General features: G+C 64.7%; 19 protein-coding genes, 1 tRNA gene and 1 pseudogene. 3 read left to right on the forward strand and 18 right to left on the reverse strand.

Annotated features, from left to right (window positions below; genetic code table 11):
• The 3 genes and pseudogenes from HEQ75_RS12000 to HEQ75_RS12010 all read right to left on the reverse strand — a co-directional run.
• Positions 1–368: pseudogene (locus HEQ75_RS12000) on the reverse strand (hypothetical protein); the annotation flags it as partial.
• Positions 369–569: 201 nt separating this feature from the next.
• Positions 570–1187, reverse strand: a complete 618-nt coding sequence (locus HEQ75_RS12005; protein WP_209318512.1) for a nicotinate-nucleotide adenylyltransferase — start codon at positions 1185–1187, stop codon at positions 570–572.
• 256 nt (positions 1188–1443) lie between these two features.
• Positions 1444–2772, reverse strand: coding sequence for a glutamate-5-semialdehyde dehydrogenase (locus HEQ75_RS12010; RefSeq protein WP_168030764.1), 1329 nt, complete (start codon positions 2770–2772; stop codon positions 1444–1446).
• A gap of 241 nt (positions 2773–3013) precedes the next feature.
• Between HEQ75_RS12010 and HEQ75_RS12015 the strand changes: the two genes are divergently transcribed.
• Both HEQ75_RS12015 and HEQ75_RS12020 read left to right on the forward strand, forming a co-directional pair.
• The gene (locus HEQ75_RS12015) at positions 3014–3373 is read left to right on the forward strand and encodes a hypothetical protein (RefSeq protein WP_168030766.1); all 360 of its coding nucleotides are present in this window, start codon (positions 3014–3016) and stop codon (positions 3371–3373) included.
• A gap of 85 nt (positions 3374–3458) precedes the next feature.
• Positions 3459–3815, forward strand: a complete 357-nt coding sequence (locus tag HEQ75_RS12020) for a hypothetical protein (RefSeq protein WP_168030768.1) — start codon at positions 3459–3461, stop codon at positions 3813–3815.
• A gap of 37 nt (positions 3816–3852) precedes the next feature.
• Here the strand turns inward: HEQ75_RS12020 and HEQ75_RS12025 are convergent, their stop codons facing one another.
• From HEQ75_RS12025 to rplU, 6 genes are all read right to left on the reverse strand, one after another.
• The gene (locus HEQ75_RS12025; protein WP_168030770.1) at positions 3853–5358 is read right to left on the reverse strand and encodes an ABC transporter substrate-binding protein; all 1506 of its coding nucleotides are present in this window, start codon (positions 5356–5358) and stop codon (positions 3853–3855) included.
• A 56-nt stretch (positions 5359–5414) separates the two neighbouring features.
• Positions 5415–6134: a hypothetical protein gene (locus HEQ75_RS12030; RefSeq protein ID WP_168030772.1), complete on the reverse strand. Its 720-nt coding sequence runs from the start codon at positions 6132–6134 to the stop codon at positions 5415–5417.
• Positions 6135–6185: 51 nt separating this feature from the next.
• Positions 6186–7313 carry a glutamate 5-kinase gene (gene proB / locus HEQ75_RS12035; protein ID WP_168030774.1) on the reverse strand — a complete coding sequence of 376 codons (1128 nt, stop codon included), beginning with the start codon at positions 7311–7313 and terminating at the stop codon, positions 6186–6188.
• An 8-nt stretch (positions 7314–7321) separates the two neighbouring features.
• On the reverse strand, positions 7322–8347 hold the full coding sequence (gene obgE, locus HEQ75_RS12040; protein WP_168030776.1) for a GTPase ObgE: 1026 nt from the start codon (positions 8345–8347) through the stop codon (positions 7322–7324).
• Between the two features lie 92 nt (positions 8348–8439).
• Positions 8440–8709, reverse strand: coding sequence for a 50S ribosomal protein L27 (gene rpmA, locus HEQ75_RS12045; protein ID WP_168030778.1), 270 nt, complete (start codon positions 8707–8709; stop codon positions 8440–8442).
• A gap of 30 nt (positions 8710–8739) precedes the next feature.
• Positions 8740–9057, reverse strand: coding sequence for a 50S ribosomal protein L21 (gene rplU, locus HEQ75_RS12050; protein ID WP_168030780.1), 318 nt, complete (start codon positions 9055–9057; stop codon positions 8740–8742).
• A gap of 234 nt (positions 9058–9291) precedes the next feature.
• Here rplU and HEQ75_RS12055 point away from each other — a divergent pair.
• Positions 9292–9381, forward strand: a tRNA-Ser gene (locus HEQ75_RS12055).
• Between the two features lie 743 nt (positions 9382–10124).
• On the opposite strand, the gene drmC is transcribed toward HEQ75_RS12055, so the two are convergent.
• From drmC to HEQ75_RS12100, 9 genes are read right to left on the reverse strand one after another with little or no spacing between them, the layout of a single operon-like run.
• Positions 10125–10886, reverse strand: coding sequence for a DISARM system phospholipase D-like protein DrmC (gene drmC / locus HEQ75_RS12060; RefSeq protein WP_168030782.1), 762 nt, complete (start codon positions 10884–10886; stop codon positions 10125–10127).
• The gene (drmB, locus tag HEQ75_RS12065) at positions 10886–12727 is read right to left on the reverse strand and encodes a DUF1998 domain-containing protein (protein WP_168030784.1); all 1842 of its coding nucleotides are present in this window, start codon (positions 12725–12727) and stop codon (positions 10886–10888) included. The genes drmC and drmB overlap by 1 nt, the downstream gene beginning before the upstream one ends.
• Entirely contained in the window at positions 12727–16719 is a 3993-nt protein-coding gene (drmA, locus tag HEQ75_RS12070) for a DISARM system helicase DrmA (protein ID WP_168030786.1), read from the reverse strand. The genes drmB and drmA overlap by 1 nt, the downstream gene beginning before the upstream one ends.
• Before the next feature lie 2 nt (positions 16720–16721).
• Entirely contained in the window at positions 16722–16940 is a 219-nt protein-coding gene (locus HEQ75_RS12075; protein WP_168030788.1) for a hypothetical protein, read from the reverse strand.
• A 6-nt stretch (positions 16941–16946) separates the two neighbouring features.
• A complete protein-coding gene (locus tag HEQ75_RS12080) occupies positions 16947–20639 on the reverse strand; it encodes an Eco57I restriction-modification methylase domain-containing protein (RefSeq protein ID WP_168030790.1) in 3693 nt (1230 codons plus the stop codon).
• Positions 20636–21349, reverse strand: a complete 714-nt coding sequence (locus HEQ75_RS12085) for a hypothetical protein (protein WP_168030792.1) — start codon at positions 21347–21349, stop codon at positions 20636–20638. Before HEQ75_RS12085 ends, HEQ75_RS12080 begins: the two co-directional genes overlap by 4 nt.
• A complete protein-coding gene (gene drmD / locus HEQ75_RS12090; protein ID WP_235961538.1) occupies positions 21346–24459 on the reverse strand; it encodes a DISARM system SNF2-like helicase DrmD in 3114 nt (1037 codons plus the stop codon). The genes HEQ75_RS12085 and drmD overlap by 4 nt, the downstream gene beginning before the upstream one ends.
• Positions 24450–24890, reverse strand: coding sequence for a very short patch repair endonuclease (locus HEQ75_RS12095; protein ID WP_168030794.1), 441 nt, complete (start codon positions 24888–24890; stop codon positions 24450–24452). Before HEQ75_RS12095 ends, drmD begins: the two co-directional genes overlap by 10 nt.
• Positions 24862–25959, reverse strand: a complete 1098-nt coding sequence (locus tag HEQ75_RS12100) for a DNA cytosine methyltransferase (RefSeq protein ID WP_168030796.1) — start codon at positions 25957–25959, stop codon at positions 24862–24864. Before HEQ75_RS12100 ends, HEQ75_RS12095 begins: the two co-directional genes overlap by 29 nt.
• Positions 25960–25970: the final 11 nt, after the last annotated feature.

Below are 25970 nucleotides of genomic sequence, written 5' to 3' on the forward strand. Positions count from 1 at the left end.
GCGGTGCTGCGCGTCGCGGCCTTGGTCGCGGGCTTGGCGGTGCTGCGCGTCGCGGCCTTGGTCGCGGGCTTGGCGGTGCTGCGCGTCGCGGCCTTGGTCGCCGGCTTGGCGGCGCTGCGCGTCGCGGCCTTGGTCGCGGGCTTGGCGGTGCTGCGCGTCGCGGCCTTGGTCGCCGGCTTGGCGGTGCTGCGCGTCGCGGCCTTGGTCGCCGGCTTGGCGGTGCTGCGCGTCGCGGCCTTGGCGGCGGGCTTTGCCGTGCTGCGCGTCGTTGCCTTGGCGGCGGGCTTGGTGGCGCTGCGCGTCACGGCCTTGGCAGCGGGCTTCGCCGCGGCCTTCGCCGGCTTGGTGACGGCGCGCGGCGTTGCCACGGCGCGGGCCTTGGTGGTTGCGGGGGCCGGACGGGCGGGCCGGCGGGCGGTCGTCACGGATTCCCGGCTGCGGGAGTCCGGGGTCTTTGGCGTGCGGGCGATTTCCGCCTCCTCTCCACGAATGCGTCGGGGGTCGCTGTAGCACAACGCGGCGCCGGATCGACCGTTCGCGATGCCGCAGGCCGTCCGCGCGCCGCTTTTTCAGCGCGCCGCCTGCTGCGCCGCCCGGATCGCGGTGGCGGAGGCCGCGTGTTCCGCCGCCGGGACGAAGCTCCACGGCGCATGCGTCCCCGCCCATCGCGGCGCCGGCCCCGCCAGCAGCGCTCCCGCCCGCCGCCGGTGCCGCGCCAGCCGATGCGCCGCCTGGCTGGCCAGGGCGCGATGCGTCCAGCCTGGCCGCGGCAGCACGGCCAGCGGGGTGCGCGCCGCAATCTCCGCCCAGCCCTGCCAGCGGGGCAATTGCACCAGGTTGTCGGCGCCGATGACGAAGACGAAGCGCGCCCGCGGAAAGCGCCGGCGCAGCAGGCGCAGCGTCGCCACCGTGTAGCGCGTGCCGAGCGCCGCCTCGATTTCCGTCGCCCGCACCCGCCGCCCATCGGCGATCCGCTGCGCCGAGGCCAGGCGCTGCGCGAAGCTGCCCATGCCCTGCGCCGGCTTCAGCGGGTTGCCGGGCGAGACCATCAGCCACACCTCGTGCAGCCGAAGCGCCCGCCGCACCGCGCGCGCCACATGCAGATGCCCGGCATGGGCCGGGTTGAAGCTGCCGCCAAGCAGGCCGATGCGCCGGCGACGGCGGTCGCCCCAGGGATTGATGCTCAAGGATCGATGCTCAACGGAGGCGCGCCGTCATCGCCACCGGCTGCGCCGCCAGGCCGATACCGATGGCGGTGTCGTCCTGCCCGATGCGCGCCGGCACCGCCGGCCCTGGCCGCGCGGCACTTCCCCCGCGCCATCCGGGAGGAGCGCCGCCACGGCGGCAGGCCTGGCGGCGAAGGCGGCTGCGAATCCGGCGGTCTTCATGGCGCCAATCCTCCGGCCCCGATTGAAGCCGCCCGCCCCCGTCGCGCGCAAGACGTCAGGGCCGGACCTGGCCCTGGCCGATCACCTGGTAGCGCCAGGTGCAGAGCTGTTCCGGCCCGACCGGGCCGCGCGCATGCAGCCGCCCGGTGGCAATGCCGATCTCCGCGCCGAAGCCGAATTCGCCGCCGTCGCAGAACTGGGTGGAGGCGTTCCACATGCCGACCGCGGAGCCGAGGCTGTCCAGGAAGTGCTGCGCCACCGCGGCGTCTTCCGTGATGACCGCCTCCGTATGCTCGCTGCCATAGCGGGCGATGTGGTCCAGCGCCTCCTGCACGCCTTCCACCACGCGGATGGAGAGCATGGCATCCAGCCATTCGGTCTGGAAATCCGCCTCCGTCGCCGGGGTCAGCTCCGGCAGGATCGCCCGGGCGCGTTCATCGGCGCGGAAGTCGCAGCCGAGTGCGCGCAGATCGTCGACCAGCGCGGGCAGCAGCTCCGCCGCGATGGCGGAATCGATCAGCAGCGTCTCGGTGGCGCCGCAGACGCCGGTGCGGCGCATCTTGGCGTTGGCCAGCACGCTGCGCGCCATGGCCGGGTCGGCGGCGGCATGGATGTAGGTGTGGCAGAGGCCCTCCGCATGGGCCAGCACCGGCACGCGCGCTTCCTGCTGCACCCGCGTCACCAGCCCCTTGCCGCCACGCGGGATGATCAGGTCGATCAGCCCCGCCGCCCCCAGCATGGCGGCGACGAAGCCGCGATCGGCATCGGGGGCCACCTGCACGGCCGCGTCCGGCAGCGCCGCGGCGCGCAGGCCGGCCACCATGCAGCCATGGATCGCCGCCGCGCTGCGCAGCGATTCGCGGCCGCCGCGCAGGATCACCGCGCTGCCCGCCTTCAGGCAGAGCGCCGCGGCATCGGCGCCGACATTCGGCCGGCTTTCATAGATCATGCCGATGACCCCCAGCGGCTGCGCCACGCGGCGGATCAGCAGGCCGTTCGGCCGTGACCATTCCGCCAGCACGCGGCCGACCGGATCGGGCAGCGCCGCCACCTCCTCCACCCCGCGTGCCATCGCTTCCACCCGCGCGGGCGTCAGCGCCAGGCGGTCGCGGAAGGCGGCGGAAAGATGCGGTGCATCCGCCAGGTCCAGCGCATTGGCGGCCAGCACCACCTCCGCCCGCTGGCGCAGCGCGGCGGCGGCGGCCAGCAGCGCCGCGTCGCGCTGCGCCCGCGGGGCCATGGCCAGGCTGCGCGCCGCGCGGCGCGCCGCCGCCGCCGCCGCGGCCAGCGCCTCGGCCGGGGAGGCCGGCGGCGGGAGGGCATTCACAGCCGCGGTCTGTCGGGTGGCATCGGCATCGATGGGGGCACGGGCAGCGGCGGTCATGGCGGCATCTCCTGGCCGCCAGAGGTAGCGCGCGCCCGGCGGGGAGGGAAGCGGCGCCACCCTGCCGCCACCGCGGCGGGTTCAATCGACCTCACGCCCCCGTGTCATCGCCGCCGATGATGGCGGCGATACGGCTGCCGGATTGGCTGGGCACGAAGGCGGGCACTATCTGGGGCGTAACGTCGAAGCCACCCGCAGCGAAGCGCCTGGCAGAGACAGAGACGTGTTAAGGAATACCGAAATGACCCGCAACAATCGAATCGTCCCCGCTTTGGCCGCCGCCGCCCTGCTGAGCTTCGCGGTGCCGGCCCTGGCCGACGGCTATTCTTACCCGCGCGTGGTCGGGACTGGCGAAAATGCCTCGATCGACTACGGCGATGCCCCGCTGCAGAATGTGGTGGGCGGTGGTGCCGTCTCCTACACGGTTTCCGCCAGGGGCACCTGGAGCATCCGCCACCTGGAGGATCGCTTCGCCCAGCCGGCGCGCCCCGGCCAGGTACCGGTGACCATCGGCTCCGGCGAGAGCACCACCACCGTCTGGGTGCCCTCGGGCACCGACACCACGACCGTGGCCCTGTTCAACGGCTTCAACGGCGGCTGAGCGGAAGGCGGCAGCACGCCGCCCACCCCCGGCCTGCCTTTCCCGGCCGCCCGAGGCGGCCGTTCAGAGAATGAGGATGAATGAGATGACCCGCTTCAATCGCTTTGCCACCGCCCTGTTCGCCGCCGGCGCCCTGGGCTTCGCCGTGCCGGCCCTGGCCGAGGACGGCTTCCCCCGCGTGGTCGGCAGCGGCGAGAATGCCTCCGTCGAATACGGCGCGGCGCCGCAGCAGAACATCGTCGGTGGCGGCCGCGTCACCGTCCGCGAGGATGCCGATGGCTCGGTGCAGCTGCGCCATGCCGATGACCGCTACGCCCAGCCGGGCCGCCAGGGCGTCCAGGCGGTGACGGTCGGCAGCGGCGAGAACACCCGCACCGTCTGGGTGCCCGCCGGCACGGATGCCGCGACGGCGCAGCGCCTCGCCAACGGCTTCCAGGGCTGAACCGGGGCGGGCGATCCGCAGGGGTCGCCCGCTTCGCCTATCTCGGCAGCCGCAGCCCGGCGAAGCGGATGATGCCGTCCGGGTTGGGCACGAAGCCTTCCACGCCGCGGCGCATCGCCCAGAACCAGCGGTAGTGGTACAGCATCAGGTAGGGGCGGTCCGCCATCCACAGTTCCGCCGCCTGGCGGTACAGCGGTTGGCGTGCCGCCGTTTCCGTCACCGCGCGGGCCTGCGCGAACAGCGCATCGACCTGCGGGTTCGAATACTTCCCCCGGTTGAGGAAGCCGTTGGAGGCGACCCAGGGGGCGATGTTGCCATCCGGATCCGGCCGGCCGGACCAGATGTTCAGCGACATCTCGAAATCGCCGCGCTGCGTCGCCGCCACCAGGGCCGCCGCCTCCATCGTCTCGATGCTGATGTCGAAGCCGGCCTCCGCCGCCATCGCCTGGATGATCTGCGCCACCTGCGCCTCCACCGGCTGGTTCGGCACCTTCAAGGTGAAGGCGACCCGCTCATGCCCGGCTTCGCGCAGCAGGGCGCGGGCGCGGGCCACGTCGCGCGGCAGCGGCGCCAGGTCGGCGAAGTGGTAGGCGGTGCCGGGCGGCTCCGGCTGGTTGTTGGCGGTGAAGCGGCCCTCCAGCGCCACCTGGTTGATGATGGCGCGGTCGATGCTGCGCTCGAAGGCTTCCCGCACCCGGGCGTCGCTGCCCAGCGGGCGCTGCGCCAGCGGGCCGTGGCCGAGGTTCAGCGCCAGCGTCTGGTAGGCGATGGAGGCACCGGCCACCAGCGTCAGCCGCGCATCGCGCTCCGCCGCCGGCACGTCCACCGGGGCCACCCGCTCGATCAGGTCGAGCTGCCCGGCGCGCAGGTTCAGCAGGCGAATGTTGTTGTCCGGGATGGGCAGGAACACCAAGCGGTCCGCGTGGATGTTCGCGGCGTTCCAATGGCCGGCGAACTTCTCCATCTCGATGCGGTCCTGCGCCACGCGCCGGGTCAGGCGGAAGGGGCCGGAGCACACCGGATCCTGCCCGATCGCGGCGCCGCGCGGCAGCACGGCCGGCGCCAGCATCATCCCGGCGCGATCCGCCAGCACGGAGAGCAGCGGCGCGTAGGGCTGCGACAGCACCAGGCGCACGGTGCGCGCATCCGGCGTCTCCACCACGCTGACCTGGGCGAGTTCGGTGCGCCGGCGGCTCTCGCGGGCGGTGCGGTAGCGGTCCAGGTTCGCCTTCACCGCCGCCGCATCCACCGGCGAGCCGTCGTGGAAGTGCGCGCCCTCGCGCAGTGTCAGCGTCAGGGCACGGCCATCCGGCGCCCATTGCCAGGCGGTGGCCAATTCCGGCTGGAACTGCAGGTCCGGCCCGACATCGACGAGCTTGTCGCAGAGCGCGGCGAACACCACGCGCTCCACGAAGCTGCTGGATTGTGCCGGGTCCAGCACATTGGGATCGGCGCCGATGCCGATCCGCAGCGTGGTCTGGCCGAGCGCCGGCGCGGCCAGCAGCGGCAGCAGCAGGGCGGCGAGGCGAAGCGGGTGCGACATGGCGCGGATCCTCGGGCAGGGGCGCCCGGAAGTCTGCGCGATCGCGCCGGGCGGGCCTACCCGGAAAACGCTGGCCGGCCCCGCTGGCGGTAGTGCTGAACGGTCTCGGCCTGGATCAGCAGCTGCTGCATCATCTGCTCCCGCCCCATGCCAAGGCCGGCGAGCACGCCATGCGTCTCGAAGCCTTCGGTCACATGCGCGAAATTCGCCATCTGGTACGGGCCCGAGAGCCCGCCACCGAAGCGGTTGGCGGTGAGGCTGAGCGCCTTGGCGAGCTGCAGATAGGTGAAGCGTCGCACCGCGCGAAAGGGATTGCCGCTGCCGATCATGGCGCCTTCCATGAGCCCGCCGAAGCTCTGGTTCACCTCCGCCTGGACCAGCAGCAGGCGCACCAGCGTGCCGTAGGGAAGCCGGTTGTCATCCTCCGTGCCCAGGGCCTGCACCCGGCCCCTGCTGAACAGATGGTCCACCTGCCAGCCGGGCGGCACCCGGCCAGGGCGGAAGCCGAAATGCTGCTCGACGAAGCGCAGGAAGGGGGCGGTGTAGCCGCGCTGCCGCGCCGGCAGCCAGAGTTCGGCATGACCCTGCCGCTGCACCACCAGTGCGGTGTCGTTGCCCTGGCCCGACAGCGTGCGCACCACGCCCTGGCGCTGCGCGGCCAGGCTTTCCAGCGCGTCGCGGCTGATGGCGGCGCAGATGCACCAGCCAGAGTCGACGAAGGCATGCACCACGGCGCGGTTCTGCGCCGCAAGATAGGTGGATAGCGCCTGGGACATCCGCCTTGCTCCCGCAGCCGGCCGCGATCATGCGGTCGTGGGCACGGCCGCTCAACCGCCCAGCAGCACCAGGTCGTCCCGGTGGATGATCTCGTCCCGGCCGCGCCAGCCGAGGATGCCCTCCAGCGCCTCGCTGCGATGACCGGCGATGCGGGCGGCGTCCGTCGCGTCATAGGCCACCAGGCCGCGCGCCAGCTCGTGCCCCGCCTCGTCGCGCACCGAAACCGGGTCGCCGCGGCCGAAGCGGCCTTCCACGGCGCGCACCCCGGCCGGCAGCAGGGAGGAGCCGCGGCCGAGCGCCCGCGCCGCGCCCGCATCCACCACCAGCACGCCGAGCGGCGCCAGGCTGCCGGCGATCCAGCGCTTGCGGGCGGATCGGCCCTCGCCTTCGGGCAGGAACCAGGTGCTGCGCGCGCCGTCCTGCATCGCCTGCAAGGGCCGGTCCCGTGCCCCGAGCGCGATGGCCATGGCGCAGCCGGCGCCGGTGGCGATGCGCGCCGCGATCAGCTTGGTGCGCATGCCGCCGGAGGAATAGCCGGGCGGCGGTTCGCCGCCCATGGCCATGATCTCCTCCGTCAGATGCGCCACCACCGGGATATGGGCGGCCGACGGGTCGCGCTTCGGGTCGGCGGTGTAGAGGCCGTCGATGTCCGACAGCAGCACCAGCGCATCCGCCTCCACCATCTCCGCCACCCGGGCGGCCAGGCGGTCATTGTCGCCGAAACGGATTTCTGCTGTGGCCACCGTGTCGTTCTCGTTGATCACCGGGATGCAGCCGAGGCCGAGCAGGGTGTTCAGCGTGGCGCGGGCATTCAGGTAGCGGCGGCGATCCTCGCTGTCCTCCAGCGTCAGCAGCAGCTGCGCGGCGTTGAGCTGCACGGCGGACAGCGCCTGCGCCCAGGCGCCGGCCAGGCGGATCTGGCCGACGGCGGCGGCCGCCTGCTTCTCCTCCAGCCGCAGGGTCTTCTTCCGGGTCAGGCCCAGCGCGTGGCGGGCCAGCGCGATGGCGCCGGACGACACCAGGATCACTTCCGCCCCCCGGGCGCGCAGCGCCGCCACATCCTGCGCCACGCCCGCCAGCCAGGCGCCGCGCGGCGTGGCGGTGGCCGGGTCCACGACGAGGGCGGAGCCGATCTTCACGACGATGCGCCGCGCGGTGGCGAGGGAGGGGGCGAGCATGCCGGCGTTCAGCCCGCGCGGTCCGCCAGGATCTGCGCGTAAAGCGCATACAGCACCTGCTTCACCCCGGCCCCGGTGGCGCCCGAGACCAGCAGCGCCGGCCTGCCCGCCGCGCGCGACAGCGCCTTGAGGCGGGAGGCGGTGGCCTGCGGCGTCATGGCGTCAGACTTGTTCAGCGCCACCACCTCCGGCTTGTCGGCCAGGCCGCCGCCATAGCCCGCCAGTTCCTCGCGAATGGTGTGATAGGCTGCGGCGGGGTCGGCGGCGGTGCCGTCCACCAGGTGCAGCAGCACCGCGCAGCGCTCCACATGCCCGAGGAAGCGGGTGCCGAGGCCGGCGCCTTCATGCGCGCCCTCGATCAGGCCGGGGATGTCGGCGAGGACGAATTCCAGCGAGCCGTCGCGGGACGGCGTGCCATCCGGGTTCAGCCGCACGACGCCGAGCTGCGGGTGCAGGGTGGTGAAGGGGTAGTCCGCCACCTTAGGCCGGGCGGCGGAGACGGCGGCCAGGAAGGTGGACTTGCCGGCATTCGGCAGGCCGAGCAGACCGGCATCGGCGATCAGCTTCAGGCGCAGCCAGATCGACCGTTCCTCGCCCGGCCAGCCCTTGTCGGCGCGGCGCGGGGCGCGGTTGGTGGCGGATTTGAAGGTGGCGTTGCCATGGCCGCCATCGCCGCCGCGGGCGATGACCACGCGCTGCCCGACCTCGGTCAGGTCCGCCAGCAGCGTCTCCTTGTCCTCGTCCAGGATCTGGGTGCCGACCGGCACCTTCATGATGACGTCGTCCGAGCCCGCCCCCGTGCGGTCCTGCCCAGCACCGTTGCCGCCCTTGCGGGAGCGGAAATGCTGCGCGTAACGGTAGTCGATCAGGGTGTTCAGCCCGTCCACCGCCTCGATCACCACGTCCCCGCCCTTGCCGCCATTACCGCCATCGGGGCCGCCGAACTCGATATACTTCTCCCGCCGGAAGGCGACGACGCCATCGCCGCCGTCACCCGCCTTCACATGGACCTTGGCTTCGTCGAGGAATTTCATGGCATTGAGGTCCGAGGTGGGGTCCGAGGGCCTGGAAACGCGAACGGGGGCCTTGGGGCCCCCGTCACACCACGCGCCAGGGGGCCTGTGGCCTACTCGGCAGCGACCGGCATCGGCGCGATGGAGACCTGCACGCGGCCTTCGGCCTTGCGCTCGAACTTCACATGGCCGTCGACGATGGCGTGAAGCGAATGGGTGCGCCCGACGATGACGTTGTTGCCGGCGCGCACCTTGGTGCCGCGCTGGGTGACGATGATGTTGCCGGCCTGGACGAACTGGCCGTCAGACCGCTTCACGCCGAGCCGCTTGCCAGCCGAGTCGCGCCCGTTGCGCGACGAACCGCCGGCCTTTTTGTGTGCCATGGTGGGGGTTCCTTATCTGTCGCCAGGGGTTCAGGCGGCCGCGATGCCGGAGATGCGGAGAACCGTCTGCATCTGGCGATGGCCATTCTTGCGCCGGCTGTTCTTGCGGCGGCGCTTCTTGAAGATCAGCACCTTGTCGCCGCGCGTCTGCGCTTCGACCACGGCGGTGACGGTGGCGCCCGGCACGGTCGGCGCGCCGAGCGTCAGCCCGGCTTCGCCACCGACGGCCAGGACATCGTGGAAGGTGATGGTGGCGCCGGGCTCGGCCTCGAGCTTCTCGACGGTCAGCACGGCGTCCTGGGTGACGCGGTACTGCTTGCCGCCGGTGCGGATCACTGCATAGGTCATGGTGCGCGCTCGGGCTTTCGGAGGTCCGGTGCTGCTGGGCGGGTTCGCCCGGACTGTTCAGGGTTGTCACCCCAGGGCTGTTGCCCCCGAGGCGCTGCCAGCCTTGCCCGGGCGGATGCCGCCTGGGTGACCGGAGGGCGCAGCGTATAGCGGGCGGGTTGGCGCAGAGTCAACGGTTGGCTGCAGGGAGGTTGCGCCGCGTCGGCTGTCTGTCTATACGGCGGCACCGCCCGCGGAGAGGTGGCGGAGTGGTCGATCGCGTCGGTCTCGAAAACCGAAGTAGGTGCAAGCCTACCGTGGGTTCGAATCCCACCCTCTCCGCCAGTTCCCATACGAGCCGCACTCTCCGCCTGACCGAGCGCCGCGCTGAGTGGCAGGTTTCCTGGGGTTTTTGGCGCAAACCTGTTGACTGGCCCGGCGCGGAGACGGCCGGAAATCGCTCTCCGGAGGCCAATTCTCTCCGGACCTCCTGACTTGGGCGGTTTAGTACGGAACTCAAAAACCTCGGTAGAAGGCCGGTTTCAGCGCGGTCGGCGCTTGCTCTGGTTCGAACCCCACTTGCCCGAGATCGGTACTTCGAGAGCGAACCGATGTACGGTAAAACAAAAAAGGTAAAGATGCTCGGCGGTTGTCAGCTTCCACCCCGCGGGCCGCCACCCTGAAGTAGGGCCAGGTAATGCTTGCCAGCACCCTCCTTCAGCGCGTGTGTATCGGACACCCGGGCACGAAGCCCAGGCCAGGAGTCGAAGAGTTCAAAAGATGCGACAGACCAGAGACACAGAACGGCGATGGATCGTTTTGGGAGAAGATGGCCGATACGTTACTTTAGGACGCGCAACGGACCCGACCGCCGAAGAAATTCAAGCGTCAGAGGAGGGTCTCCGAGCGCAGGGCTTGGCTGGTTGGGTCGCCGTAATGGAAGGCAACCCCTACGTCGGTCGTATGCCTGCCTTGCTCCAGGTTCGAGCCTTGGGCTCTCCCACCAGGGAATTTTCGGACGCTTCGAGAATGCTGCTGGCGAACCTCAAAGCGCAGCGAGAAAAGTACTAGTAGATCCCGCAGCGTTCCTAAACCAACTTCACGATGCGTGTATCGATGAGCGCGTGCAAATGAGATCGGAGTTTGCTTGGAACATGTCCGCCTTCAATGAGCACGCCGGCTTCCATGTTTTTCTCCAAGGCATGGCCAGTCAGATTCGCGCTCGTCAAAAATGCGGCCCGGCCGTCCGAAACCGCGACCTTCGCGTGGACACGGCCGTTCACGAAGGGAACTTGTCGATCGACCCATGCGTATAGGAGGGCAGAAGGCGCGCAACCTCTCATAGTGGCAATCGGGTCGACCGACAAACTGCCTCCTTCGTTCAGCGAAGATTCCAAGAGTATGCGGATCTCGACACCTCGCTGCGTCGCGGCGTTGAGTTCGTCGACGACTGACGAAACATCATAGACGACAAAGCTGACTAGGAAGAGGTTGTCTTTCGCGCCTCGAATGAGGTCAAGGAGCACTTGCTCGGTGCGCCGTGTTGCGGCGTAGGGGGTCGTCGGGCCTGTCCATACGAGTTCGACCGTGGCTTCGCGCAACGTCCTCTGCCTAGCATGCGCGGCCCCGCGCAAAATGCCCGCCAGAACGTCGCCGGATATGGCCGTCCGCTCCCACTGTTCCAATAGATGATTGAGCGCTGCCCGGGCCGTCGGTGTGGCGACGAACCTGTCCAGGTTGCGCTCTCGTTCGGTCGCCCTCAAGCAACGGACACCATTTGCAAGCGCTTCGATCCTGTGAGGGGACAACAGGGCCACAAGATCGATGGCAGCCTCCAAGAGCTCTTCCATCAGGCTGGTGCAAAGAAGGCTGCATTAGAATTTTCGAGCGTGGGTACGACCAGGGAACGATCCAGGTGGCGATTTCCCCGCTCGCACGAGGTTTCGGAAACGAATGAACAGGCGTGACACGCTGCGCCATGCAGTGACTGGTCCTTGCTCGGATCATGTTCTGCACAAAGTGGATCGGAGGCACAGATGTGGGCGCGGTCCAGCGACTGACGTAGGAGTCGACCGAGGTTTTCGGGCTTACCGAGCTCTACGAGGCCCCCCAGCGTTCCATCGGAGTCTGCAGCGGCCGTGTAGATAAGAAATCCAGCTTGATCGCGACCGTCATCCACACCTGCATAAATCCGCTCCCGGATACTCGCGGCATTATAGCCGCACTCCAACGCCAGTTCCCGGATCAACATGTGTGCGAGGGTGTGTAGCATGACGTAGCGGACGCCCGGATAGCCTTCGTTCGGGTCGAGGTTTCGCTTGTGACGCCATCCACGGTGGCCTTGTCTGAGTCGAGCATCGACCGCTTTCACCGGATCCTTGTCCGCCCACGCCTTTAAAGCATCGGAATTGAAGCGGATGAAAATGCCTTCTCCGTGCACCTGGGTGGCTGGCACCCAATTCGGCGCGGCATGTCCGAGTGGAGCCCGTGGTGCCGCGTCGTCTCCAGTGCCCTCGTCGGGGGACTCAACTCTTGTGAACCCGAGTAGGGCATTCACTTCTCGGAGACGTTCCAACAATAGGACGCGCGTGATCACTGGACCGAAATCTGCTGGTACACTCACTTTTTTGCTCATGAAGTGAGGATAGTCGGTGGGTGGGTTATTGGCAGTGAGAACGTCCCACTCCGGCGCCTTCAGATCACTCTGATCGACGGTTGGTCCGCCGTGGCGATGCACTTCTATTGCGTCCCAGACCTGCTCATCTGTGAAGTGCTCAATGCCGGGGAGCTGAGCGGTCTTTTTGAGCGTCTTGATGACGAAGGCGAGTTCGGTTGCAGATCCCACGTCTTCAAAGAAGGTCCAGCCATCCGCGATCAGTTGCGCTAAGGGGCTACCTGTTTGCGGAATTGCAAGAACGGAAAGCGTCACCGGAAACCAGCTGTTGGTCGCGCCTAAAAGGATTGCGCGAGGTTCCTCGGCGCAGTCGTCTGCGAAGCGGTTCATATGTGGATGCCGGCCGCGACAACCGGGCAGATTGTCCCGACCAGCCTGACCGAAAGCCTGCGCCATGTTCTTGGATGCGCCACAGCCGTCACATTTGACCCAAAGGTTCTCAGTTTGAAGAGACGCGCCGCTCTCGAAAAACCTGAGCGTCGCTCGGCATGAGCTCGGCCCGCCATGAACAAACCAGTGCCAGGCAAAATCATCCAAATGGCCGGCACGGCAAGCCATGAGGAAGCGAGCCGGTACAGCATCGGCATCCCTGGCCCTTTGATTATTGTTTGACCCTCGACAACCTTCATGAACGAAGCGCGTCGACTCCGGACGGTACCGGTTCTCCTTTAGTTTGAACAATCCGGCATCATAGGGCGACAGCAAGCCGCATTTCACGCAGCGAAGCCATCTCGGGAAGGGCTTCACAGGTACTCCGACCAGCGCGGCAGGAGAAAAGGGATCTACGACGTCTCGCTCGCCGATCGGCGGCATTCGCAACGAATCGACTTGGGGCCCAAGAACGCTTCGAACATTGGCGAGCAACCGCGCTTCCTGGATCGGCTGGCATCTATCTTTCTCCCAGCGATCGATCCCCATTGTGACCACCGACATGTTCGGAAGGTCGATCAAAGCTCCGGGGCCGTATGTCCAGAGCAGTTGGCTCGGTCGGACTTCGCCTACGGGTGTCCTGCTCATCACCGATTGTCCTCAGGCTTGGTCACTCGCGGTCGCCAGGCCGGGTCTATGGTCGAGCGGTCGTCCTCCATTACGAGGCGCACACCTGGCTCTACCTCGCGCATCGACATCGGGACGGTCCAGTCAGTCCAAGGTTTGAGGCCTGGTGCTGAGAGGAGCGGATAGGCAGTGGGACCCGCGCCACGCTTCTGATAAACGAGCGTGCGTCCGCCGACGCCCGCTTCGCTGGCCCACTCATCGGCACGACTTTTCATCTCGGCTTCGGTCAAATCCTTCTTGCCCGAGTCCTCTGTGACTTCCCAGGTTCGGGCGGTGATACTTCCAATCGTTTCCAGCATCGCATGGAGGCTCGGGCTGTTCATGGCACCGGCACCGTCGTTCGCCGCAAACGAATCATAGGTGTGGCGCATGATGGAGAGCATCGCACCCGTAAGCCCTCGGTCCAGCGCTCGAGGTGAGAACGGCGTGACGGATTGGGCTTCGACATGCTGGTAAAAGGTCGCGTGGTAGTGCGCGAATGTCTCGTAGTGCGACAGGTCGCGCGGCCGCGCCCAGGTCAACACAGTCGCCACTAGTCCAGGCGGCGTGCGGCCCACGCGGCTGGTCGCCTGGATGTATTCGGCAGTTCCCTTTGGCTGACCATTGACGACCATCACGCCGAGGCGATTCACGTCGACACCGACCGAAAGCATATTGGTCGCGAGGACCGCATCAATCGGTCGAGCCTCGCCCGCCTTCCTATTGGTCACCCATTTGCCTTGGACCGAGTCGAAAACCCCCTCGAAGGGAACCTCTAGCTGATCAAGATATCGCGGAATGTCCTGACTGGAGACACGCGACGTCAATTCGCTGACTTCCTCGACACGGCGCTGGGCGAGCCCAGGCCGGTCCACCAAGCTCATATTGACGCGGAAAGAACGCGTCTGGACGTCGTCTTCCGCCAACCGCTTCATGCCACCGAGTTCTCGGAGCGAGTTGAAATAGCCGACGAGCGTCATGTAGGGATCCGCTACCGGGCCGAACCGATCGAACAGGGCCTGTGCGGCGGTGAGGAATGCGGTGTATGTCCTGATCAGAACTGCTGGACGCGAGCTACCAGGCGAACAGATGCCCATGTAGCGCCGCCCGGGCTTCTCGCTGATCGGACGTTGAACGGAAAAGAAGTTATCTTCGACGTCCAGTCCGGTCGGAGGAAACACAGAGATCCTCCGCATGAAGACGTTTCGCACTTGATCATCGGCACGCCGCACGGTTGCTGTTGATGCGACGACCTTCGGGCGAACTTTAGTGCCGCCGAGGGTCCAGCTGCTCAGCTCATCGACGGCTGTCTCATACAGGCCCACCATCGTACCCAGTGGACCGCTGATGAGGTGGAACTCGTCCTGGATGATCAGGTCTGGTGGTCGAATGACGCGGACCGACTTTACACTGGCGGCCGGATACGCCCCCCGCGCTCGGTGTCCGGTGCCACAGTCGTGGCTCGGCCAGAGCAAACCATGGCGTGCGCACTCCTGCTCGACGCGGCCGAAAAGGTTCCGAACCTCGGGACGCCATGCCATCATCGCGAACTTGTCGACGGTCGCGATCATCATCGTCGGCGGGCGGTGATAGATTTCCTCGTCGACGACTTTCACGGGAAGCCCCGGGTGAGGCTGCCCAGTGGATTTCGCCTTCGCGAAATCGCAGCTGCCCAGCTTGTCGCCGCAGTGGATCAGCGTTCGGCCTGCGATCCTGTCCACCTCGATGTCGCGACCACCGGAGATCTCCGAACCGCACCAAGGGCAGCTGGTCAGCTGTGCAGGCGATGCAATGCCCGCCTTGTTGCGGTCGTTGTTTCGAATGGCCTCGATGGCCTGATGAGACGATTCGGTCGTGCCCGGTGTCACGCGATTGCCGACCCAGAGACCGAGGGTAAAAGGTTCCTTGCCCCAGATATTGTCGTCTGCACGACGAATGACCTCCATCGCGCAGAGCAGCGTCGTCGCCCTTTGAAACTGCTGCAGAGTCAGCAGTCGCAGAGTGTAGCGCATGATGACGGCGAGACCGCGTGATGCGTCGAGGCCGCCCAAATCGTTCTTCAGTCGGCGCATGGCCATGGCGAAGGCCGCCACACCGAGATAGGCCTCGGTCTTGCCACCACCCGTCGGGAACCAAAGGAGATCGGCGAAAGCCTCGACCGGCTTCGTCCGGTCCGGGTGTGTCGGATCGGCGAGCGACGGGATCGATAGCAGCAGGAACGCCAGCTGGAACGGGCGCCAGGATCGGTTCTTTGGCACGTCCAACGTGCTCACATCGACAGGCTCGTTCCGTCTGCGCTTCAGAGCGTAGATACTTCGGACACGCTGCATCGCCATGGACCGGTTGGCGAAGCGGAATGCCTCCAGCGCTTTCGGATCGGCGGAGAGAGTATCCATGCCTTCTCGGAGACGGCGCAGGATCTCCTCGCAGCGCTGGATGACGTCTGCCCCCGGAGCGTCGAAGCCGGTGATCTCCGACCCTAGCCGGGTTTTCTGCTCGCCTATCCAAACAGCGTAATCGTCGACGAGGCACGAGAGGGCGTCGCGGAGCGCGTCCGGTGCCATCTCCGCCAGCCGCGTCATGTCGAGCCAGCTTTCGTCGACCATCCGCCGCATGCCTGGGCGGTCCCTGAGGTCGAGGCCCGGCGTCTCAGTAACGGCGACCTCGTAGCGCGGGATGATCTCTGTTCTGACGAGATGGGCCTTCGTCGGGTTCTCGGGCGTCGTATCGGCGTGAACGGACACCCCGTGTCCGACCGCAAACTCCAGCCGGTTGCGATAGATGAGCGCGAGACGGTCGCGTTCAGGGTCGTCGACGACCACTTCGTTGGAGGGGCGACGCCGAAAGACCGACTTGTCCCCGTGATCTTCGGGGGCCTCGACGGTGATCTCCGGCTGGAACAGCCAGGCGCGGTCCTTGTTGTCTTCGGGTTCCAACTGCCCGTTGACGAGGAACAAAGTGACCAGGCGCTCCCCCTTGTTGTTCGTCCGAACCGTGCCCTGCAGGCGGACGTCCGGTTGATCGGGATCGGGAGTGGACGGCTTGATCGGCCCGTCGACGAGCGGAACCGTGACAACGCCGCCACACGGGATGCGCTGCCAGACCCTGACCTTCACCTCCTCTTGGTGACCGGTTTGGCGATTTTTCCGGGTCTTGACGACGTCATGGTCATCATTGGGGACTCGCTCGTACCGTCCCCACCGTGAATCGACGGCCAGCTTCGCAACATCGGGCGCCACGCAGAAGGTGAGGCCCATGCTGGAGGGAACCAGCGACTGGTTGTTCGTCGTGTCGATCTCGTCGAGCGCGTCATCTTCGGGCTCCACCCGGCCCGATGCACTGGCGAACTCGGCGCCTGGCTCGTGGAGCGGGGCCGTCCGTTCGTCCTCCAGGTCGCCAGCCTCCTCGGCTGCCGAGGCCGGTTCGACCCGTGCCGCCTGGTCGTCATCCGGCCGGCGCGGCGCCAACTTTCCGACCAAATAGCGGTCGCGGACGCTCATGTCTTTGATCAGCTCATGGGGTCCACCGGCGGGACCGAGCAGATCGTCACGCACGGCGAGTTCGAGGAGATCGCGAGTGTAAATGACATCGTTGATCAGGGGCACTGCTGCGGGGTCTGAAACGCCGAGCAGCGGCAGGATGCGGAGGAACTCGTCCCATGGCAGCCGCGCAGCAGGGCCGGTCGGCGTGGTCAACCCGAGGACTGTCAGCGCCACGGACGGATCCACGGCGTGCCAATGGTCGAAATGGATCGTGGCGCCGTCTAGGTCCGAGCGGATGCGAAGGATACGGCCCACCTCGGAGACGTTGCCGCTATCGTCCAGAACGACGACCCAATGGCCAACTTCGATTGCGGTGTGAGCAGTCGCGCTGATGTCGATGCGCACGGAATAGCGGAGCCCGCTGGACGTCCTATTGACGATCCAGGCGCTGGTGGATGGCTCCGTGGTCGTGGTCGTGGTCAGCTCAGCCATGGTCAATCACTCTCCACACGTCGGTGACGCACGGCGCGGCGTTCATTGTGACGTTCGAAGAAGCGGTGCGCCAGAAGATCGTTGATCGATGCATTCCAGTGGCCACCGGGGTTACTGACATAGGCGAGGATGTCGGACTTGCTCAGCCCTGAACGTCGCGTACAGAGTTGACTGAAGGCTTTTGCCGTTTCGGACGAGAGATTTTCAGTGTATCCAATCATTTACTGTTATCCTTCGTCTTCTATTTCGGTCTTCCCGTCGTCTTGCTCATTAATTTCACCAAAATTACGCGCAAACGCCGATCTCACACTCGCAGTATCTACAGAGTAGGCTCGGCAGATCGCTCCTTCGATATCTTCCACTGAGTCAGTGGTGAAGGCCTCTAGATCAAATTCTTTAGGTATTGGAAACGCAGAAATCTGCGGAGGGCCAAATCTTAGGTATCCCCCGGATAGCGCAAGCCCACTGTAAAGCCCAAAATATATGAGCGCCCCAATTTTTGAGTTGAGAATGGCAGTAATAGTGCTTAAATTAATGCTCTCTGTGGGATCATAAATTATGACTGTCGATTTTCCCGAAAGATACTCACCCATCGCATCATGGGCTGCAACCGGGCGTTTTGCCATTCCAGAAATAATAATCTTTTGTTTTATTGCCTGAGCGCGGCGCCCATCAGGAATTTTGCTAAGATTGGCAATTGGTTTTGTATAACGACTTTTCAAATACTGAACGGGTGAACCATCCCAAGTAGTGCGAAACGGTCGGATATTCCCACTGACAACGAACTTACAATATCCAGCCGGTATTTCCTCCGCATCCAACTCCTTTATCGCTGGTATCATTTCGTACGCTTCTGATACGGTCGCGGCGCCTGAAACCGTAGCGAGCGTTCCAAGCGGCGTCGTCTCGCCTAGTGCAGCCTCAACAATTTCAGCGAAGTCGGTAAGAATAAACGCCCAGAGATATGAAGGTGCATTTACGAAAGCAGATTGTGTCACCGGCCGGCGCGGGCACTTTTGCATTACCTCAATCGAGGAATCAGCAGCAGTCTTCGATAGTCTTAGAACTAAAATTATTGGATAAACACTGGCCGAGAACACCTTAACTGAAGAATAATCAGAAATAGATTGTATTTCAGCATCCCTAACAAATATTCCTCTAAGAGTTTCTGCGTACTCAGCACTAAGGATTTTATTTGGAACAATAAATCCAACTATCCCTTCTTTTGAGCAAATCCGGATAGCTTGTTCAAAAAATAAAATGTAAAGATCGTAGCTTCCCTTCGCAGACTCAAAATGGACCGTAAGAAATTTCTTCAAGTTTCCTGTACCATCTACATCAGATTGTACTACGGCATTGACATATGGAGGATTACCTATAATCGCATCGAAGCCTTTCCTTCCTTCGACAAACACCTCCGGATATTCTAATTGCCAATGAAAGAACTGCTCTGTTCTTTTTTCTGTTATCTTGTCGCTGTTGGAAAAGGCCTCGTCCGCATCTGAAGCCAGAACCTGCAGTTCGGTTCGTAGCTCGCGTGCTTTTTTTGAAAAATCAATGGAAATTCGGAGGAGTCTGTCAGCAATTTCAAACGGCGCTTGGAGTGCTCCTTTCGACTCACTGTCGAGTGCCGACATCGCGTCCACGTCACCGATGTCGCGAATGGGGATTGAGCGGAGGCGCATTCGAAGTTCGATGGCCTTTTCTACGGCGGCTTGAATTCTTCGCCCGAACAGCCTGAGCTGCTTCGAGCCTTTAGGGGTCATGTTGAGTTCAGTGAGTTGCCGAATGTCGTGGATCCCGAGCAGGCTGTCGCCGCTGCGCAGATTGTGGTCGAGGAAGCCGAAGGGCCGCCCCTTCGACATGGTGGTCAGCCAGAGTGAGAGCTTGGCCAGCTCCACGGCAAGCGGGTTCTTATCCACACCATAAAGGCAGCGTTCCGCCACAAGACGACGGGCGACGATGGCACGCTCCTCTGCGTCCTGCGACAGGGGATCGGAGCCGTCGGCGATGGCGCCTTCGACGATGCGCCCTTCGCTATCGATCCTCTTTCCGCCGGCCTCGGTCACCGACCAAGCTTCGACCAGACGATCCGAGAGCCACCGGCACGCCTGCACGAGGAACGCTCCGGACCCCATGGCGGGGTCGCAGACCTTCAGATCGAGCAATTTCTCCGCGCTCTTCAGCTCCCAATCCTTTGGCGCCTTGCCCTCGGCCGGGCCACGGTAGGCAACCGGCGTCAGCGTCTCCTCGACGATTTTCTCCGTCAAGCTCTTTGGCGTGTAGTGCGTGCCGCTCTCCCGTCGATCGGCGCCGAGCACAACGACTAATGCACCTTTGTGGTGCACGAGCGGATAGCCCCAAGGGTCGGTCCGCAGGAGGGACGCGTAGGGCAAGACGCGGTCGCGCAGATCAATGTCGCCGCGACAGACGGTGAGCAGCCGCGCGGCGAGACGATCGTCGGCCGCCCGATCAAGGGCGTTGCGGATGGCGGACCCCGAGCGTTCGCTCCGCTCCTTCAACAACTCGGCCACTCTTGCCGGGCTAACCAGGCGCGCCGACTCAATCTCGCCGAACGTCACGCGCGGGCTCTCGGCCTTTGCTCCGCTGTCGAGTTCCAGCGTGACGTCGTCCACGCGCTTCACCGTGCGTTCGAGGAGACCTTCATAGACGTGCCCAATCTGCTCCACGTCGAGCGCGCGGTAGGAGAGCGTGCGGCCTTCGAAGGTCTGGATGGCTTCCAGCAGAAGAAGAACGGTGCGGTCGTCGATCGGCAGCGGTTCGGCCGGATCGCTCCGCCAGCTCGTGCCCTTCTTTCGTCCTTCAAGGAAGGGGTAGCGATCGGGGTCGAACAGCGAACCACCGAGAGCCGGCAGGCGCAGCGTCGGGTGATCGATGCCGCCATACACGCCACGAAACAGGGCGAGCAGCCGCGACCAGGCGGATCGGCGACGCTCAAGGATCTCTTCGGAATCCGCGCGCAGCTGCATCCGCAGGCTGGAGATGGCGTAGAAGGAGTCGTAGCGGGGGTCGCCGAGCAGCAGCAGGGCGCGTTCCTCGGCAGACAGCAGGAAGACGAGCCGCATCATGACCGTAAGTCCGGCCTCGTAAAGTTCTCGCGGATCGACGTCACGCAAGAGCTCACGATTGCGATCCTGATCGGCGCGGTCGAGAGCCTGAACGAGCACTTCGACGGCGCGCCGAACCTGTTCGCCGAGCGCCTCGGTCACGTCGTCCTGGTGCTTCAGAGACCGCTCATAGAGCCCCGGCAGCTTGCCCTCGTCGGGTCCGAAAAATCGACGGACACCCAGAAGGCTGACGAAGGCGCGCAGCGTTTCCGGTTCCTGGCCCCAGAGGCGCGCATACCAGCTCGCGAAGCCTGCCACGGCGCCAACGGGCGCGTGGACGAGCATCCAGCGCTCGCCATTGGTGACGATGCCAGTGGGGCACCCCGTCGCCCGGAGGAGTGCGACCATCCGGTCGGCCGGAGTGATCGCGAGGCCATCGAAGCGGCGCGTCGCATCGAGATCGGTGTCGGGGTCGTAGACGTGGATGAAGAGGAGCGGTTCGTCGGCGTTCGTCGGATTCACGATGGCCAGATCGGGCGCGACCGTGACTCCGTGCTCGGGCATCGAGACGGCCAGGCGCTCGGGCAGTGCCGCGCCCTTGCGCAACACCGTCTCATCCGCCTCCAGTGCGGTGAGCAGGACATCGTCGATCCACGCCGCGTGGAGCGCAGGAAGGTCGAGGTCGTCCATGTCCACGGCATCGCGCCATTCCTCATACGTTCGACGCAGCCGCTGAGGCCGTCCGGACGGCAGAGCTTCAAGGCCTTGGGGGAAGACGTCCCTCAGCACGGGCACCGCCAGGAACGGCCCCGAGACCTCAATGAGGTTCAGCCATTCGTGCTGCGCGGTCATGGAGTCGGCACCGGGTTGGAAGAGCCTACGGACGGTCGATCGGGCCTCCTCAAGGGGGCATACTTCCCGCTCTCGACCCAATTTCGCCAGGCATGGGGAGCGTTTCCTGACATCCGGTTTCCTGCGCAGATGTCCGCAATCCAATCTCGGCTCACCAGGTCGATATTGAGGATACTAAAGATGGCCCGGTAGTTCTGAAATCTCGTTCCGTCTTTCGTCTTCCACACAGCAACGAGATCATCCATTTCCGAGAAGCCTGGGTGCCCAGGCACGCAGATTCCGTGGAACTTAGCTGACCTTCTGCTCGCTGCGGTAGCGATGCGAGAGAACAAGAAAAAGGGCGGTATGTTATGAATTCGATTTTCTGGTGCGTGCAGGTCGGCATAGACTTCTTTGAACAAGAGATTTCCTCCGGGTCCCGTCTCGTGGAGCTCGCGACCGGGTATCTTGTTATCTCCGAAGTAGGCTAGCTTTCCCGTCTCGGAATCAAGCTCATCTGGCCAATCACGGTCCATTAACGTCGTGTAGAGCACCACGAACTTGCGCGCACCAGCGCGCCCCGACATTCGGATGCCGCCCTGATTTCCTACTCCTGGAAGGACCTTCGAGATCGGTTCTCCGGCGAGAGCCCCGCCCAATCCACCCTCGTAGACCTTCCCGACCACAAGGTCCGTCTGCGAAAGCTGCTCGAAACTCGCTGTCTCCATCATCGTCTTGCTCCCATCGACGTGGGCACCAGCAAGACTACGGCAACAGGGAAGGTGTGCTCCCTGGCATTGGAGTGCCGTTCCTCGATCGCGCGCAGTTCCTGCTCGCGCTCCGTCGGGATCCGGGCCAAGCGTGCTTCGAGGGCCGCTCGGTCGCGCTTGAGCTGAGTGCGTTCGTCCTCAGAGAAAAGAGTGAGCTGAACGGGTTCCTGTTCTGCGGTGATCTCGGCCTTCAGTGCTCGTTCGAGATCGTCCAGTACCTGGCGAATGTCCTCGGCCTCCTTGCGCTTACGGGTCTCGATCGTGTTCGCGAGGAAACGTAGCCGATCCTTGGAGCGTGCCTCGACGGCTGCCAGAACGGAATCACGCTGTTTGTCGAAGCGCGCTCTTAAGGCGTCGAAAGTCGCATCCGACAGGGCCGCGGGCTGCGACTCCTCCAGCCAGCGGCGGACCTCCGTGACCCGTTCCTCCCGCCGGAATCCGGCATCGCGCAGATAGCCGCCCGCCTCCGTGAGCTCCTCGTGCAGACGGTGATGGTTCCCACCGGTCACGACGAGCCGCGACATCACCACCACCACCGGCCACTCGATCCGTCCATCCGGGAGCGAGCGTACGGTCACCCGGTGAAGCTTCTTCACGTCGTCACGGGCCCAGATCTCCGCGCGCAGGAGCCGGAGACTCATCTGGACCAGCCGGTGGTTCAGGTGGACGAGGACGACGTCATCACGGCCCTTGGCGACCTCGTGGTCAAAAGTAATCGGGCGGACCTTCTGCGTGTAGGGGTGTTCGAGACCCTCGAGGCATCGGGACCAGGAACCGGAGAGCGGCGGCATTCGGAAGACCGCGCCAACTGGTGCACCGGCAAGAGAAACGGGCTCCAAGTCGGGTTTGTCCGCTAGACGCAACGCCGTCCGTACGGCCCGCTCAATATGGTCGGGTACGAGGCTCTGTTCGCGCCGGGTCTCGTTCAGCCGCTCATGGAGCTTGGCCACACGTTCGCGTAGGTCGCGCTCCGCCTTCACGAAGCGGCGAGATTTCTCCATCCGGGCTTCGGCTTGTCTAGTGTCGAGATCGCGACGGCGACCCTCGAGCAGGTCGGGCATTTGAGGCGCGATGACGGGGTTCACGCTCCCCATGTCGGCGCGCATCGCATCCAATTTGCGAAGCGCACGAAGGATATCGTCACCGAGGCCTCGTTCAGCATCCACCGGATGCCAGATGACGACCTCGCTCGCGCGTTGACCATGACGGTCGATACGCCCGTTCCGCTGCTCCATCACGTTCGGGTTGTACGGAATTTCGAGGTGGATCATCAGATGGCAGTGGTTCTGGAGATCAATGCCCTCGGAGGCGGCATCGGTCGCCAGCAGTATCCTCACCGGGGATTCCGAGGGGTTGGCCTGGAACGCGGCTTTCACGCCCTCGCGCTCTTTCGGGTCCATTCCACCATAGATGAGCGCCAACCGTTCGCCCCCGAAGCCGTGGGATACGAGGATCTCCTGCATCCATTGCTGAGTGGCGCGATACTCCGTGAACAGGATCACACGCTCATTCGTCCACCTGGCACCGTCCTTCAGGTGGCTGGCCAGCCAACCCAGCACGGCAGTGGCCTTGGCATCGGTCCGACGAGCCGCCTGTTGGGCCCAGGACCGCAATCGGTCAAGCATCCAGCGTTCTTCGTCGGTCGGTCGCCGGACATGCTTACCAGCTTCCTCAATCGCTTCAGCCTCGGCGGCGTCCCGCTGGGCATCGTCTGCGTAGTCTTCATCGGTCTTCGCGATAGCCCGCCGAAGGATGCGGTCATCGAATTTCTTCCGGCTGCGATCGCTAGCGGCGCGACCATCGATCGTCGCGATATGCCGCTCCAGTGTCGCTGCGAACGCTGCAGGTGACGATGATAGGCGCTTGCGCAGCAACTGGTGCACGAAGTGATCGACGGCGGGCCCTCCATCAGCACCGCCTTCGCGGCTCTTGATATATGCCTCCAGCTGCCGCCGGGCATCCCTCTCGTCTTCGCTATACTCCAGCGGCAGCGCCTCAAGTCGCCGCTCGGGGTAAATGCGCTTGCCGTTTACATCGACCAGATCGCTCTTCAGCCGACGGACCATCACTCGGGCGAGCTGGGGGTCACTCGGGAGGACGTTTCTCGCAAAACGCTGATCATCGAGGAGTTCGAGGAGCGCGGTGAAGGATTCGGTGTAGCCATCGTGCGGCGTGGCGGTGAGAAACAACTTGTGCTGGAAGTGTGGCGCGGCCAGACGAACCAGCCGCGTCCTGAGGCTTTCGACGGCATAGCGACCGACGGTCGGGGCAACGTTGTGAGCCTCGTCGATGATCAGCAGGTCGAACTTCCTGGGGTGGCTGACGTGCGGGGGTAGTGTGTCCCGCAGAAGGCGCAGGCCTTCACCCTGTTTGGCCCAGTCCATCGACGTTATGAGACGGGGAAAAGACGTCCACGGATTGGCTTGGAGGCCTCGCTCACGGCGCAGACGCTTGACGTATTCCGTATCGACGATCCGGAACTCGAGCCCGAACTTCTCTTGCATCTCAACGCGCCACTTCTCCTGCAAAGAGGCGGGGCAAAGCACGAGAACGGTGCGGGCACGGTGCCGAAGCAGCATCTCTTGAACGACAAGTCCGGCCTCAATGGTTTTCCCGAGGCCGACGTCGTCGGCGATCAGCAGACTGGTGCGCGCCATGTCGATCGCGCGCACGAGCGGATCCAACTGGTAGTCCTCAATGCTGACGCCGCTGCGGAATGGTGCCTGAAGATAGCCGCGATCCGCGTTCGTCGCAGCGCCCCAAACCACCGCATCAAGGAAGGCTTGAAGTGTCGAGGGGTCGTCTAGTCCGGTCATGCGCGGCAGTCCGGCTCGCTCGATTACATGGGCCCCGGGCTCGAGCTCCCAGAGAACTTCGATCTCTTCGCCCAGCGCGTCCTCGTCAATTGAAGCCAGACGGACCAGATGCCGCTTAGGGAGTCCGGGCGCAACCGAACCGCCTTCGACTTCGGAGACAATCCACTGGCGGCGGCGAGCCTCGACCAACTGGCCCGGCTCTGGGGCAGTGGCGTGAGCGACATTGGCCACCATTTCATTCGCAGTCATCGACATAGGTTGGCCCCATTCTTCTTGCGCGCGTCGACGAGTTCGGCGATGCGGATAGCGGCTTCGGTGGCGTCTTCGTGTTCCCAGACCCGGACCGTCTTCCAACCAAGGGCGTTCAGCCGCTGATCGGTATCGGCATCCCTGGATCGATTGGTTTGGATTTTTTCCCGCCAGAAGTCGGCATTGCTCTTCGGCCAAGAAGCATGCTGGGGGCAACCGTGCCAAAAACAACCGTCAACGAAGACGGCTATTTTTGCCCTGGGAAAGACAATATCGACGACGCGTCTGGGCTTCGTCAGAAGCGGAACGTGGAGACGGTAGCGCAAGCCCTTGGCATGCAGAACTCTGCGGAGGTCGGTTTCCGCTCGCGTGCCCTTCTGTCGAACGCTCGCCATTCGACGACTGGCGTCATGTGACGAGGGACTTACGCGCGCCATCCGCGTCGGCTCCCTTCCTATTTCTTTTCATCTTCTCGGCTTCAATCCCGAGATGGGCTGCGATGCTCTGGCCGATCACCTCGCCGAGCGTCACCGGCACCGCGTTCCCGATCATTCGGCCCAACGCCTTGAAATGAACGGAGGCTCCGTCCGGGATGAAAGAATAGGACTTAGGGAAGCCTTGGAGAATTGCCCCTTCTCGCAGGGAAATGGCGCGATCCTGTTCGGGATGTCCGAACCGACCGTTCCCGAAGCCGTAATACTGGGTCGTCAAGGTCGGCGCGGGTTCGTCCCAGACCATCCGTCCATACACACCCGGATACGTATGGCCCGTCTCACGCCGATGGCAGTCCGCAACGAGCTGCTTTGGCCAGTCACGCCAGGTACCGCCCGGTCGAGATGCACGAATTCTTTCAAGGTTCAGGTCGGAGAGTTTGGACGCGGCATGCAGCGGATCCTTCGGATGGGCCCCGCCCTGAGCGATCGGCGCGAGCTTGGCAATGGCCGCGCGAACGGTCGTTGGGCGACCATGCGTCGGAGCGACCAGTTCTATGGGGCCGAGGCGGGAGGCGAGCAGCACCATTCGTCGCCGATTTTGCGGCAGCCCGTACAGTGAGCAATCCACCACGCCGCGGTGAATGTGGTATCCCATTTCCTGCAGCGTCTCGATGAAGTCGTCGAATACCGCGTGCTTGGCCACCGACGGAACATTCTCCATCGTGACCAGATCAGGACGCGTCGATTTGATCAGGCGGCCGAACTGATAGAGCAAGCCCCAACGGGGGCTTCCGACGACGTCATAACGCTGGGCGTAGGTCGAGAACGGCTGACATGGGGCGCAACCAGCGAGCACCCGGATTTCAGCTTTACCGAACAACTCGTTGAGGCGTTTGGGAGCTAGGCGCCCCACGTCTTCGTTGATGAAGCGCGCTGCGTTGTTGGCTTCAAAGGGGTGGCGGCAGGCTTCATCGACGTCAATACCCGCGACGACCGTGACGCCCTCCGAGAGCAGGCCATGCGTGAGCCCTCCCGCCCCGCAAAAAAGATCTACACATGCTATACTAGCCATTTTTTCTGCAT

The sequence above is a fragment of the Falsiroseomonas selenitidurans genome (assembly GCF_012103215.1).
GTDB lineage: Bacteria > Pseudomonadota > Alphaproteobacteria > Acetobacterales > Acetobacteraceae > Falsiroseomonas > Falsiroseomonas selenitidurans.